Genomic DNA, 13,151 nt, shown 5'->3' with positions numbered 1-13,151 from the left:
GGCACGCTTGAAGAGCCGTGGACGGCCGAGCAGGTGCTCCCCTGCGCCCCTGCGTCCTTCATTCACATCAACATCGCGTTCACCTCATCCGTGAACGCGTGCTCGTCATCCCCATGCAGCACCAGCTTCGCGGGCCGGTCCGCCAAGGGATGCACGCACCGCACGGTGCGCGGCTCCATCCGGTGAAGCCTGAGCACGGACGTCAACTCCCCGAACCGTGACGCCGGATACACCATGAACAGCGCGCCGCGCGGCACCAGCAGGTGGTCCGCGGCGCGCACCACGTCCTGGAGCTCACATGTCAGCTCGTGCCGGGCAATCGCCTTCTCCATGAACATGCTGCTGCGTCCGGATGCTCGCGTCCGATACGGCGGATTGCACAGCACGTGCGCGAAGCTGCCCGTGCACTCCACCGCCACAAATCGAGTCCAACGTCTCCCCTGCCCAGGCTGGAGCTCAAGCGGAACACGCCGGGGTCGGTCCTCCGGCAGGTCATGGCTCAGAACCGTCACGCCAAGAGGTCAGGCCTCCCGGTCCAGATAGAGCAGCCCCGCCGGCGGCAACGGTTCGACCCGAAGCGTGCTGGGTGGCAGCGTCGCCTGCGCCTCCATCACCGCGCGCACCTCCCACAGCGGCGGCGGATTGAGGGCGAAGCCCGCCTGAAACATCCCCGACTCGACGCCCTGCACCAGCGACTCCAGGCCCTGCACTGGGTACACCTGCGAGTGCCCCGGCGCCTCCGGGTCCTTGATGCCCAGCACGGTCCGCAGCACCAGCGCGTTGAGCAACGCCAGGTCCAAGCTCCGCAGCGTGGGATTGCGCGGCGCCCCCTTCAGGTGCGCCAGGTCCAACCCCTGACGGAACCGGAGAATGCGGCCTCGTCCTCCCGGCAACACCAGCAGCACCGCGTGGTGCCCGGTGATGAGCGTGGCCAGTCGCTCTCGCGCCACCGCCAGACCGCGCGGGTTATTCAGGGGCTCATCCAGCTCGTAGACGCGCGCATACGCCGTCACCAGCGTGAGGAACGTCTCCTCCTTGAAGGTCTCCACGCCCTTGAGCGCGCGGTGGATGGGCAGCAACTCCAGGCCCGGGTCGGACAGGGGAACGACGGCCGCCAGCGTCGGGCTGCGCTCATGCAACGCCGCCAGCGGGCGCATGGGCGCTTCATCCAGCACGGCTTGGAGCCGCTTCGACACGGGAGAAGGCTCGATGCGCCGCAGCGACAGGGTGTTCTGTCCGTAGCGCCCTTCCCACACGACGATGGCGCGCGCAGAAGCCTCCGCCAACAATCCGCGCAGCACGCCATGGTCGTCCGCGGTCAGCGTGACAGCGGGCTCCGCCTCCCAGGCCCTGGGCCGGTAAGGGTCATGCTCCAGCGAGGCGCCCGCGTCCGGATTCAAAGCACACAGGAGGAAGCGCACCGGCGGGCCGCCGAGCTTGCCAGTGGGCCCCTGCACCTCCACCAGATACATCGCGGGGCGTGTGTCCCTCAGCAGCGCGCCCGAGTCCCGCAGGCGCCGCAGCTCGGCCGTGGGATTGGCCGCCTCCAAGAGGGGACGGACGTGAGACGGCTGGGGCACCGCATTGCCACGCGGCACGTAGCCGCTGGGCTCCAGCGAGGAATCCAGCGAGCCAAGAAGGGCCGAAAATGGATTGACGCGCGCCATGTCGGGGGGAAGGTGGTGCCTCCTGCCCCGCCATGCCATGGCGCGCGCCAGGTTGCGCTAAGCCGCGTCTACCACCAAACGTTCGTGTACGGCCGGTCCTTCTCTGAGCGGCCAGCCATCTTCAGGGCGGAGCGGTCCACGCTCTCCTCCCACAGCAGGCTCACCGTGGTGATGGCCCCCGCCGAACCGAGGAACGACAGGACGTACGGCGTGGACTGATCGAAACCACCCAGCACCACGCCGGAGAGGAGCAGCACCACCGCACCCACGCCACCGCCGAAGATGTTGGCTCGGACGATTTGGGACGGCGTCGGGTTGTAACGCATGGTGGCCAGCGCCAGCGCGCCCGCGCCGATGCCCGGAGCCAGCAGCAGCGTGTCCCGCCACGTCTTGCCGGACACGGGCGTCCCGGAGAAGTGGATGATGGCCAACAGCAGCGCCGAGTAGGCCGCGCCCCAGCCCGCACCGGACGAAATCAGCAAGCCGTCGTTGAGCGGAAGCTGGCCACCGCCGATACCCGCCGTGAGCCATGCGCCCAGCTCCGCGCCCAGGAAGGCGGACCACGTCAGGACGCCCGCGTCCTGCGTGAAGAGGTCCATCAGGCCCGCGGTGAACATGCCGCCCACCACCGAGTTGGCGATGCTGAAGGTGGCCATGGGGCGGTCCACCCAGTTGTTGAACTGCCACCACGACGAGGCACCGAAGCCCAGGCCCGCGCCGATGAGCGTGCCCGCGAGCATTGCCTCTCGCGAGCTCTTGTCGAAGTTGAAGTCGCTGGCGAACGCCTGCGTGAAGAAGCCACCCAGCGCGCCCAGCGTCGTGTGGTGCACGATGAAGGTGAAGCTGCCCGGACCGGAGAGGAACGGACCCTGGCGCGGCCTGCCGTCCAGCATCACCCCAGTGTCCTCGATGGGAGGCACGCCCCGCTTCGCCATGGCCCGGTCGTCCGGCGTCAGCGGCGACTGCGGCTTCGTCCGAAGCGAGTCCGGATCCGGAGGCAGCGTGGGCGCGTCGCTCGCCGTCGCGGAATCGCCCGGATAGCGAGCCGGGTCCCGCGCATCCGACGGGGGATAGGCATTCTGCGCCGGGGGATAGCCCTGCGGCGTCTGCGGCTGCGCATATGGGTCCACCGGCTGCTGCGTCTGCGGCGGCTGCGCGTACGGGTCCACCGGCTGCGTGGACGACGGCGGTTGCGCATACGGATCCGCTGACGGCTGCTGCGTCTGCGGCTGCGCATACGGGTCCACCGGCAGCTGCGTCTGCGGCGGCTGCGCATACGGGTCCGCGGGCTGCGCGGACGCCGGCGGCTGCGCGTACGGGTCCGCGGGCTGCTGCGTCTGCGGCGGCTGCGCGTACGGATCCGCCGGCTGCTGCGGCGCCGTCTGGCGATACGTGGGCTGCGGAGGGGCCGCATAACCCGCGGGGGCAGACGGCGGCTGCGCAGCCCCCGGGGATGGATAGGTTCCGTCAGCCTGCGCCTTCGCGGGCTCCGGAAGGACCAGCGCGAGAGCGAGGGCGGTGATGGGGAGATAGCTCCAGCTTCTCAATGATGACACGCAAGGACTCCTTCGGTCCGGCCGGACGGCAGAAAACCACAACCTGTCCTCGGGTGCGGGAAATTGGAGCGCCATCCGACCTTCCCTGTCCCCTCGTTCACAGCCACGCACTTCTTTTCCTCCGCGACGCGAATACGGCTCGCGTATCAGTGAGGCCCCATGCCTGAAGGCTTCTCGTGGTCCGAACTCGGCGTCGATTCGGCGCGCGTCCAGGTGGTGAAGGACCTCCCGCTTCCTTCCGGCCGCCGCGACTTCGTCCTCTATTGGTGCATGGTCAACCATCGCGCCGAGCAGAACCACGCGCTGGATGCCGCCATCGGTCTGGGCAACCACCTGGGCCTGCCCGTCGTCGTCTACCAGGCCATCCGTCCGGACTACCCTCATGCCTCCGACAGGCTCCACGCCTGGGCCCTGGAGGGGATGATGGACATGGCCACCGGCTGCGCCGCGCGCGGGCTGCCCTACTGGCTGGAGCTGCCCCGGACCTCGAAGGAGCACCGTCCCCGGCTGGCCCAGCTCGGCCGGCGCGCCGCCGCCATCGTGTCGGACCTGTTCCCCACGTACATCATCCCGGGCCACCTGCGCGGCGCCGCCAAGGCCCTGGACGTGCCGCTGTTCGCCGTGGATGCGTCATGCGTGGTGCCCATGCAGCGCATCGCCACGCGGCAGATTGGCGCCTATACCTTGCGGCCCAAGCTGAAGAAGCTGTGGCCGGAGTACCTGGACCGCGCCGTGCCCAACCGCGCGGTGAAGGCCGCCGCGGCCGGACGCAAGCTGGAGCCGGACTTCGCCACGTCAGACGCACGCGAGTCCCGCGAGTCCCTGGACGCCTTCGACTTCGACCATTCGGTGGCGCCCATCCAGGAGCGCGGAGGACGCAAGGCGGGCCTCGATGCGCTCCAGGCCTTCGTGCACCAACGGTTGGAGGGCTATGACGAAGGCCGCAACGACCCGGGCCTGGCGCGACAGTCCAACCTGTCCCCCTTCTTCCACTGGGGCAACCTCTTCGCGGGAGAGGCCGCGCGCGCCGCCATCCGCGCACGCGGCGCGCAGGATGCTTCGGTGCAGGGCTTCCTGGAGGAGCTGCTCGTCCGCCGTGAGCTGGGTTTCAACTACTGCTTCCACACGCCGGGGCCGCAGCAGCTCTCCGTGGCCTCCCTGCCTCCGTGGGCGAAGGAGACACTCACCCGCCACCAGAAGGACGCGCGCGAGCACCGCTATTCGTTGAAGCAATTGGAGACAGCGCGGACCGCGGACGGCTTGTGGAACGCGGCCCAGCGCGAGTTGGTGGAGCGTGGCCGCATCCACAACTACCTGCGCATGCTGTGGGGGAAGAAAATCCTGGAGTGGACTCCATCCCCCCAGGAAGCGCTGCAACGCATCGCGTTCCTCAACGACAAGTACGCGGTGGATGGCAGGGACCCCGCGAGCGTCGCCAACTTCATGTGGGTGCTGGGACTGCATGACCGCCCTTTCCAGGAGCGGCAGGTGCTGGGCAAGGTGCGGCCCATGAGCTCCCTGCGCACGGCGGCCAGGTACAACCTGGCACCCTACCTGGAGCGCTGGGGCCGCCCGGAGGACCCACCGGTGAAGCTCAAGCGCGTTCGCAAGACGGCAGGCCCGTGAGCAAGCCTGTTGACATCCGCGCGCCCAAAAGTGACACGGCGGTTCCATTCCCGCTCGGGCACGGATAAACGCACGAAGCGGGACACCGAGATCAGGAGCCAGCCATGGGAATGATGAAGTTCGATATCCCCCACTCCCTCCCCAAGGAGGAGGTCAAGCAGCGCGTCGATCAGCTGCTCCAGTACTGGGGCGGCAAGTACGGCGTGAAGGCGGACTGGCAGGGGGAAGGCGCGAAAATCGTCGGCAAGGTGATGGGCATCCAAATGGACGCCTCGTTCGTCATCACCGACAAGGCCGTCGAGGGTGAGGGCACCGACCCTGGCATGTTGCTGCGCGGCCAGGCCAAGAGCTACCTGCAGAAGAAGTTCGGCTCCGTGCTCGACCCGAGCAAGAGCCTGGACCAGGTGAAGAGCAGCCTGGACTGACGTGAAGCCTGGGACGCGGCCCCTGCCTCAGCGCAGGGGCTGCTCCTCCAGCGCGGCCAGGGCGTAACGCGCCGCGCGAGAGATGGCATCCGCCGAGTCCGGCATCTCCGGGTAGTGCCCCGCGAGGGGACGCTGCGGGAAGCGAAGCTGGGCAATGGCGTTGCGGTAGCTGCGGCGGGCCGCCTCATGGTCCTGCGTGCGCTCGTGCACCTGCGCCAGCAGGTAGTGGCCAATGGCCAGCGTGGGCTCCAGGAACAGGGCCTTGCTCAGCTCGGAGCGCGCCTCGCTCAACTCCCCTGCTTGCAACGCGGCGACCCCGCCGAACACCCGCGCCTCCACGCACAGCGGCTCGCGCTGAATGGCCTGCGCGAAGGCCTCGCGCGCCTCGGGGATGCGGCCGGTGAGCGAGAACAGGTTGCCCAGCGTCAGCAGCCCATCCAAGTCACTGGGCTCGTCCGCGAGCAGCCGCTGCACGCCAGCGATGGCCGCCGAGAAATCCCCCTGCGCCATCTTCCGCACCGCCATGGCCAGCCGCTCCGCCGGAGGCAGCAGCGTGGGCCAGGCGGGCACCTCCACGGTGGGCGCGCGCGGCGTGGTGGCCACGGCCGGCAGCTCGGTGGTGATGCGCGGACGGGCGGAGTCCACGCTTCCCACCGTGGGCAACTCCGCGGTGACACGCGAGCGCGCGGCGATGGCCGGCAGCGGCGAGTGAGGCGACACCGCGGGCAGCCGCCCCGGCACCACGGAACGCGGACTCGAAGAGGCCCCCAGCGCCGGCAGCGTCACGCTGGGCGAGCCAGGCGCCGCCACCGACGACGCTGACACCGCGGGCAGCCGCGTCGTCAACGGGACGTCCTCGGGCAGCATCCGCTTGCGCAGGTCCGCGGTGAACGCGTCCGCAGGCACGGGCCTGCGCGCGGCGACATCGGGCTCGCCAGGATACGGGGTGATGCGCAGCGGCGGCGCCCGCATGCTCTTGTCGTTCAGCGGGCGGCGGTACACGAACGCCCCATCGACTTCGATCATCTCGAAGCGGTCGTAGACCTTGAAGAGGCTCTCCGAGTACCCCAGGAACAACAGCCCGCCCGGCCGCAGCGCGGCGAGGAAGCGGTCCATCAACCCGCGGATGGTGGGCAGGTCGAAGTAGATGATGACGTTGCGGCAGAGGATGAGGTCCAGCGACGACAGGGCCACCTTGTCGAAGACGGGAACCGCCAGGTTCTGTCCATCGAAGCGGATGTACTCACGCAGCGCGGGCAGCGCCTCATAGCCCTCTTCCACGGGCTTGAAGAAGCGCGTCAGCCGCGCCTGGTTGATGCTGATGGCCCGCCGCGAGGTGAAGCGCCCCTGCTTCGCGGCCTCCACCGCGGCCAGGTTGAGGTCGGTGGCCCACAGGTCCACCTCCAGCGACAGCGCGCCCAGCTCCGCCAGCACCATGGCCAGGCTGTAGGGCTCCTCCCCCGTCGCGCAGCCCGCGGACCAGATGGACACCTTGCGCATCTCGCGCCGCGAACGGGACACCAGGTCCGGCAGCACGCTCTTCTCCAGCGCGCGGAACTGCTTCGCGTCGCGGAAGAACTCCGTGTGCCCCACCGTCACCAGCGGCAACAGCGAGCGCAGCTCCTCTTCGCCACCGGCGCCCGTCAGTCGCTGGATGTAGTGCTCGGGCTCTTCCAGCCCCAGCACGGGCATCCGCGCGGACAGCGCCAGTCGGAGGCTGTGGAAGCCATCCGGCGTGATTTTCAGCCCCGCGCGCTCCAGCAGCAGCGCCGCGAGTTGTTGCAAGACTTTCTGGCTCGCCGTCAACACACATCCACCCACTGCATCAGCGCCGCGCCAATCCGGCTCAGTGGCAGCACCTCGTGCGCCGCGCCCATCAACACCGCCTCGCGCGGCATGCCCCAGACGACGCTCGACGCTTCGTCCTGGGCAATGGTCCGACCGCCGCGCTCTCGAATCTCCTTCAACCCTCGCGCCCCGTCGCGCCCCATGCCCGTCAGGATGACCCCGATGCAGCGCGGGCCGAACGACTCACCCGCTGAAGTCAGCAGCATGTCACAGGACGGCCGGAAACCGCGAAGCGCGGGGCCCGCGTCCAGCTCCAACCTGCCCTCGGGTCGGACCAAGAGGTGACTGCCCGACGGAGCGATGTACACCGTGCCCGGCGCCATGAGCACGTCATGCTCGGCCTCCAGCACGCGCAGCGCCGTTTCATTGGACAACCAGTGCGCCAGCCCTTCCGTGAAACCGTCGCTGATGTGCTGGCAGTAGGCGATGGGCGCCGGGAAGGCGCGCGGAATCATCCGCAGCACCTGCGCCACCGCCTTGGGGCCACCCAGGGACGCGGCGATGGCCACCAGCGGATACGGAGGAGGCGGCTTCGCCTCACGCGCCGCTTGCGGTGGCGGCCGCGTCTGCACCTGCCGCACCGCCTTCACCTGCGCCAGCAGCACCAGCTTGCGCGACACGTGCGTCCAGAACTCGGGCCCGGGGTTCGCCGGACGCTCCAGCACGTCCAGCGCGCCCGCCACCATCGCCTGGAAGGCCTCCTGGCCGGACAACACGCCGGGGTGCAACGCCAGCACCGGCACGGGCCGCTCCACCATGACGTGCTCGATGGCGGGCAGCGCGTCCAGCGCGCTCAGGTCCACCAGCACCACGTCCGGGAAGTGCCGCTGCACGGCCACCAGGGCGCCGGCGAAGTCCACCTCCGCCGGCCCCACGGGCACCAGGGATTCCCCATCGAACAGGCCCCGGGCCGCGAGCGCACGCAGCCCCTTGCCCACCATGAGCACCCGAAACGCCATTCCTGCGACTACCGCGCCACCGCCCAAGCCTGGCTCCTCAGGTCAGCCGGTCGATGGCCTGCGCGAGAACCTCCACGCCCAGCTCGCCCTTGACGAGGTACGCGTCCGCGCCGGCATCCAACCCGCGCCGCTTGTCCTCGGGCGAGGCGAGCGACGACAGGATGATGACCGGAATGCGAGCCACCGCGGGCGTCGACTTGAGCCGCCGCGCCAGCGAGAACCCGTCCAGCTTGGGCATCTGCACGTCCGTGAGGATGAGGTCGTAGGTGTTGTTCTGCACCTTCACGTAGGCCTCTTCGCCGTCCTGGGCTTCCTCCACCGAGTGCCCCAGCGCCTTCACCAGCGCCCCTTCCGTAGCGCTGGCAATGGGCGAGTCGTCCACCAGCAGCACCCGGAGGCGCTTGGCGGCGGGGGCCTGGGTGACGGGGCGGGCCATCCGTCGCACCTCCGCCATGATGTCCGGGACATGGAGCAGCACGGCGATGCGCCCGTCCTCCAGCGCCGCGGTGCCGGCGATGAAGGGCGCGGCCTTGAGGAACTCGCCGCCGCAAGGCTTCACGGCCACTTCGCGCTCGTCCACGAAGCCGTCCACCACCAGCGCCGCGTGGTCCTCGCCGTGACGCACCACCACCGCGGGTGGCTTGTCGAAGCGATTGCCGCCGTTGAGGCCCAACAGCGGCCCCAGCGCCACCAGCGCCGTGGGCTTGCCACGGTGCCGCACGGCCAGCGTGCCGAAGATCTCCAGCCGGTCATCCGGCTTGACGCGCATGACGGCTTCCACGTCCGCGGCGGGCATGCCGTAGACGTCGTCCCCCAGGCGCACCAGCAGCACCTTCATCAACGCCAGCGACTGCGGCAGGCGCAGGGTGATGGTGGAGCCACGGCCGATTCGGCTGCTCACGCCCACCGAGCCGCCCAGCGTCTCCACCTTGCGCTTCACCACGTCCATGCCCACGCCACGGCCAGACAGCTCGCTGACCTGGTCGCGGGTGGAGAAGCCGGGGCGGAAGATGAGCTCGATGGCCTCGCGCTCCGACAGCGCGGCGGCCTGCACCGCGTTGATGAGGCGCTTGGAGATGGCCGCCTGACGCAGCCGCTCCGGGTCGATGCCGCGGCCGTCGTCCTCCACCTCGATGTGGAGCATGTCGCCGTCCACGCGCACGCGGATGCGGATGCGGCCGTTGAGCGGCTTGCCCAACTGCTGGCGCGTGTCCGGGGACTCCACGCCGTGGTCCACCGAGTTGCGCAGCAGGTGCACCAGCGCGTCTCGCACGTCGCCCAGCATGGACCGGTCCACGCCGATGTCGGCGTTCTCGATGACCAGGTCCACTTCCTTGCCCTGCGTGCGCGACATCTCGCGAACGGCGCGCGGGAAGGCGTCGAACACGGTGGACAGCGGCACCAGCCGGGCCTCGGCCACGTGGTCCGCCATCTTCGCCAGGTTGCCGTGCAGCGTGTTGATGCCGTCGTCGTTGCGGCGCACGAAGCGGAACGCGTCGTCGCGCAGCATGTGGAGGTCGCTCTCCACGCGGTCCAACTGCTCACGCACCTCGTTCGAGATGTCGATCTCTTCCGCCAGCCGGAGGAAGCGGTCCCCCAGGCGGCTGAAGCGCTCGAACAACGCCTCCGTCTCCGAGCTGCGCAGCCGGCCGCGGGCGCTCTCCACCAGCAGGTCGCCCGCGAGCAACCCCAACGCGTCGAGCACCTCCACGTTGACGCGGATGCTCCGGTCGGCCACCGCGGACTTCGCGGCGCTCGGGGCCTCCTCGTCACGGCCATGCGCGGCAGCCGGGTGAGGCGCGGCTGCGGCGGCGTGCGCCCCCGGCTCGGCCACGGGGGCCTGCGTCGGGGGCGGAGCCACCGGAGCCTGCACCGGCGCGGGCGGCGCGGCGACGGCTGCCGGTGTCACCACGGGCGCGGCGACAGGGGCCGGCGGCGGTGCAGGAGGCGGCGCCACGGGCCGTGCGCCAGCGATGGCGGGCGGCGTCTGTCCGGAGACTTCCGCGAGCATGCGGACCATCTCCTCGCTGGCCGGGTTGCCCGTGTTGGCGCCGGACAGGTCTTCGTTGAGATCGGAGAGGACGTCGCACGCCCTGAGCAGGACGTCGGTGGCCACCTCGGTGGCCGTCTTGCCCTCGCGCTCTGCGCGCAGGACGTCCTCGGCGGCGTGCGCCAGCTGCCCGATGGCGGCCAGACCCAACATGCGGGCCTCGCCCTTCATCGTGTGCAGCTCGCGCGCGACGTCCTCCGCGGCCTGGTCCGCGGTCTCCTTCTCCAGGTCCAATACCCCCAGCTGAATCTTCTGGAGGCGGTCGGCGGTGACCTCCTGGAACTTCTTCAGGAGGGATTTCTTGAGAGCCTCGGTGTCCATGGCCGGCGTACGCCCCTCCCCTTCCAGGAAGCGCTAGTCGGCCTTGAACCGCTTGATGAGGTCGGCCAGCCGTCCGGCCAACTGCGTCAGCTCCGCGGCCGCGCCCGTGGCCTGCTTCGAGGCCTGCGTCGTCTGGCGCGTCACGTCCTCGATCTCCGCCATGGAGGCCACCACCTGCTCGGTGGCCGTGCGCTGCTGCTGCGTGGCGAGGTTGATGACGCGGGCCGCGTCGCTCGTCTCCTGGACGCCGGCGAGGATGCCTTCCACCGCCTGCGCCGCCACCGCGCCCAGCTTCTCACCAGACTCCGTGGCGGACTTGGACGCCTCGGCGGCGCCGGCCGCGGCGGCCGTGGCCTCGCGAATCTCGGTGATGAGGTTCTTGATCTCCTTGGTGGAGTCCAGGACGTTCTCCGCCAGACGCCGCATCTCCGCCGCGACGATGGAGAAGCCCTTGCCGGCCTCACCCGCGCGGCTGCCTTCCAGCGCCGCGTTCAGCGCCAGCAGGTCGGAGCGGTCCGCGATCTCGTCGATGACCTCCACCACCGTGCCGATGCGCTCCACGCGCTTGGACAGCTTCGCGATGGAGTCCGCCACCGCGACGCCGTCGCTGCGGATCTGCTGCATGGCCTGGATGAACTCGCCAATGGCGCCCCGGCCCGCGCGCGCCGCGCCCAGCGTCTCTTCCGCCACGCGCGCCACGCTGCCCGCGTTCTCGGCGATCTGCGCCGACGCGTGCTTCAGCTCCTCCATGGTGGCGGTCGTCTCGTGGATGGCCGCCGCCTGCTCCGTGGAGGACGTCTCATGCTGCGTGGAGGCCGCCAGCACCTGGTTGGCGGACGAGGACAGCCTCAACGCCGCCTCGTTGATCTCCCGCACGAAGGTGCGCAGCGTCTCGATGACCTTGCCAAAGCCCTCCAGCAGGGGCCCGAGCTGCGGGTCTTCGGTGGTGGTGTTCCACCGGGACAGGTCGCCCTCGCGCACCAGGCCGATGAGCGCATCCAACGCCTGGTCGATCTCCTGCGCCGCCACATGCTTGCGGTGCTCGGAGGCCGCGAACTGGTCCAGCACCTGGTTGAGCAGGTGCGCCAGCTCCACGCCGGACTCACCGACCAGCTCCTTGGGCACGCGGGCCTGCAGGTTGCCGGACAGCACCGTCAGCAGCGTGTCGGTGATGGCCTTGGTGGAGGAAGAGGTCGACGCCGCGTTCGTGGCGCCGGCCTTGGAGGCGGGGGCCTTCCGGGCGCGAGCCTTGCCAGCGGGCTTCTCGTTGGGGGTGTCCAGGGACATGTGTCTCAGTGCCTTCCTTGAGTCCTTGCGGTTTCGACCAGATCGATGAGCAACACGGTGCGGGCCTCTTCCAGGCACACACCGACTGCGTAGGCTGCGGCGCCGGCCGTGGGAGGCATCCGGCGCAAGGAATTGACGGGGATGGAGCGCACGCCGTGCACGGCGTCCACCTTGAGGTGGGCTTCACCCTCCGGGGTGTCGAAGACGATGGCGCGGTTGCCTCGGTGAGGCAGGCCCAGCTCCGCCAGCGTGAGGTCCTCCGGCAGCGCGCGGTCGATGCGCAGCACCTGGGATGCATCCGTGCCGTAGAGCGTGGCGCCGATGTCGAAGAAGAGGAGGTCCACCTCCTCCTCCTTCTCATGGAAGGCGTCGTCGTTCACCGCGCCACCGCCCGCTGCCGTGCCGTCTGGAGCAGCTTGGAGAAGTTGAGGAGGTTGATGGCCTCCTGATTGCCGCTGGCCTGCACCACGCCCAGCAGGTGCTCGGCCGCGGCGTCGCCGCCCAGGGGCGGAGGGAGGATGTCCGCCACGGGAATGCGGCGCAGACCCAGCACCGTATCCGCGACGACGCCGGCCACGTAGCTGCCCGTGACGCCGACGAACAGGCGGGTGCGCGGGCCGATGCGGGCCTCTCCCTTGGAGAGGAAGCGCAGCAGGTCCAGCACCGGAAGCACCTCGCCCCGGTGGCCGGTGACGCCCATGATGAAGGACGGGGTCCGGGGCAAGGGCGTGAGCAGACCGGCCCGAAGCACTTCGAGCACGTTCTCACTGGGCACGCCCAGGCGGAGGTCGCCCACGCGGAAGCAGAAGAACTCCTGCTCCGGCCGGGCCTGGGCGGCCAAGGCGCGGTCCGGAGCCATCCGGAGTGCTCGCTGGAGGGGAGTCGAGGTCGTGGTCAAGGCGCCAAAGTATCCGGAGGCGATGAATAGCGGTCAAGAGGACCTGACGACCAGCCCGTCTGGTCGCCGTTTCGATGGTCCGCGCTGCACCAAAGGTGTAGGGTTCTACCGCGAAGCCCTTGAGGAGGACGATGTCGCGCGTACTGGTCATTGATGACAGCCCGATGCTGGTGGAGCTCACCGTCCGGGCGCTCACCGCCGCCGGCTACCAGGCGAGCGGCGCGCAGGACCTTGCCAGCCTCGAGCTGAAGCTCGCCGAGGGGCCGTTTTCGCTCATCCTCATGGACGTCAACATGCCGGAGATGTTCGGCGACGACGTCGTGGAGTACCTCCGCCGGCAGAAGAAGGTCACCGCGAAGCTGGTCCTCTATTCCGACATCTCCGAGGCGGAGCTGGACGGAAAGACGAAGGCGTCGGGGGCGGACGGGTACATCCTGAAGAGCGGTGGGCTCGAAGCCGTGCTCGGCGGGGTCATGGGTCTCATTGGCCCCCCCGCCCTGAGCATCCCCACCGC

At 69.7% G+C, this 13,151-nt stretch carries 12 protein-coding genes; 3 read left to right on the top strand and 9 right to left on the bottom strand.

Going from position 1 to position 13,151, the window contains the following annotated elements:
- Window positions 1-62: 62 nt before the first annotated feature.
- The 3 genes from FMQ63_RS13105 to FMQ63_RS13095 form a co-directional block, all read right to left on the bottom strand.
- Window positions 63-338, bottom strand: a complete 276-nt coding sequence (locus FMQ63_RS13105) for a hypothetical protein (protein WP_225909306.1) — start codon at window positions 336-338, stop codon at window positions 63-65.
- A 183-nt stretch (window positions 339-521) separates the two neighbouring features.
- Window positions 522-1,667, bottom strand: coding sequence for a DUF1015 family protein (locus FMQ63_RS13100; protein ID WP_026114238.1), 1,146 nt, complete (start codon window positions 1,665-1,667; stop codon window positions 522-524).
- A 68-nt stretch (window positions 1,668-1,735) separates the two neighbouring features.
- The gene (locus tag FMQ63_RS13095; protein ID WP_225909307.1) at window positions 1,736-3,223 is read right to left on the bottom strand and encodes a hypothetical protein; all 1,488 of its coding nucleotides are present in this window, start codon (window positions 3,221-3,223) and stop codon (window positions 1,736-1,738) included.
- Window positions 3,224-3,382: 159 nt separating this feature from the next.
- Here FMQ63_RS13095 and FMQ63_RS13090 point away from each other — a divergent pair, with 159 nt between their 5' ends.
- Together FMQ63_RS13090 and FMQ63_RS13085 are read left to right on the top strand one after the other, a co-directional pair.
- The gene (locus FMQ63_RS13090) at window positions 3,383-4,849 is read left to right on the top strand and encodes a deoxyribodipyrimidine photo-lyase (protein ID WP_011554139.1); all 1,467 of its coding nucleotides are present in this window, start codon (window positions 3,383-3,385) and stop codon (window positions 4,847-4,849) included.
- 104 nt (window positions 4,850-4,953) lie between these two features.
- Window positions 4,954-5,274: a polyhydroxyalkanoic acid system family protein gene (locus tag FMQ63_RS13085; protein WP_011554140.1), complete on the top strand. Its 321-nt coding sequence runs from the start codon at window positions 4,954-4,956 to the stop codon at window positions 5,272-5,274.
- 27 nt (window positions 5,275-5,301) lie between these two features.
- On the opposite strand, the gene FMQ63_RS13080 is transcribed toward FMQ63_RS13085, so the two are convergent.
- Genes FMQ63_RS13080 through FMQ63_RS13055 form a run of 6 tightly spaced genes read right to left on the bottom strand, consistent with a single transcriptional unit; the run spans window position 5,302 to window position 12,598 of the window.
- Complete coding sequence (locus FMQ63_RS13080; RefSeq protein WP_011554141.1) at window positions 5,302-7,083, bottom strand: protein-glutamate O-methyltransferase; 1,782 nt, start codon at window positions 7,081-7,083, stop codon at window positions 5,302-5,304.
- Window positions 7,077-8,081, bottom strand: coding sequence for a protein-glutamate methylesterase FrzG (locus FMQ63_RS13075; RefSeq protein WP_011554142.1), 1,005 nt, complete (start codon window positions 8,079-8,081; stop codon window positions 7,077-7,079). The genes FMQ63_RS13080 and FMQ63_RS13075 overlap by 7 nt, the downstream gene beginning before the upstream one ends.
- A 37-nt stretch (window positions 8,082-8,118) precedes the next feature.
- Complete coding sequence (locus FMQ63_RS13070; protein WP_141276630.1) at window positions 8,119-10,452, bottom strand: hybrid sensor histidine kinase/response regulator; 2,334 nt, start codon at window positions 10,450-10,452, stop codon at window positions 8,119-8,121.
- 33 nt (window positions 10,453-10,485) lie between these two features.
- Window positions 10,486-11,739, bottom strand: a complete 1,254-nt coding sequence (locus tag FMQ63_RS13065) for a methyl-accepting chemotaxis protein (protein ID WP_141276628.1) — start codon at window positions 11,737-11,739, stop codon at window positions 10,486-10,488.
- Window positions 11,740-11,744: 5 nt separating this feature from the next.
- A complete protein-coding gene (locus FMQ63_RS13060; protein WP_020478840.1) occupies window positions 11,745-12,119 on the bottom strand; it encodes a CheW domain-containing protein in 375 nt (124 codons plus the stop codon).
- Window positions 12,116-12,598, bottom strand: coding sequence for a chemotaxis protein CheW (locus FMQ63_RS13055; protein ID WP_011554146.1), 483 nt, complete (start codon window positions 12,596-12,598; stop codon window positions 12,116-12,118). Before FMQ63_RS13055 ends, FMQ63_RS13060 begins: the two co-directional genes overlap by 4 nt.
- A 170-nt stretch (window positions 12,599-12,768) precedes the next feature.
- On the opposite strand from FMQ63_RS13055, the gene FMQ63_RS13050 reads away from it, so the two are divergent.
- Window positions 12,769-13,151 (top strand): response regulator (locus tag FMQ63_RS13050; protein WP_141276626.1); only part of this gene is annotated, 383 nt, incomplete at its 3' end.

Origin of the sequence: Myxococcus sp. CA005, from assembly GCF_006518205.1 — a bacterium.
Classification (GTDB): domain Bacteria; phylum Myxococcota; class Myxococcia; order Myxococcales; family Myxococcaceae; genus Myxococcus; species Myxococcus xanthus.
Note: the sequence above shows the minus strand (reverse complement) of the source record. Positions and strands in the feature narration are given on the sequence as shown.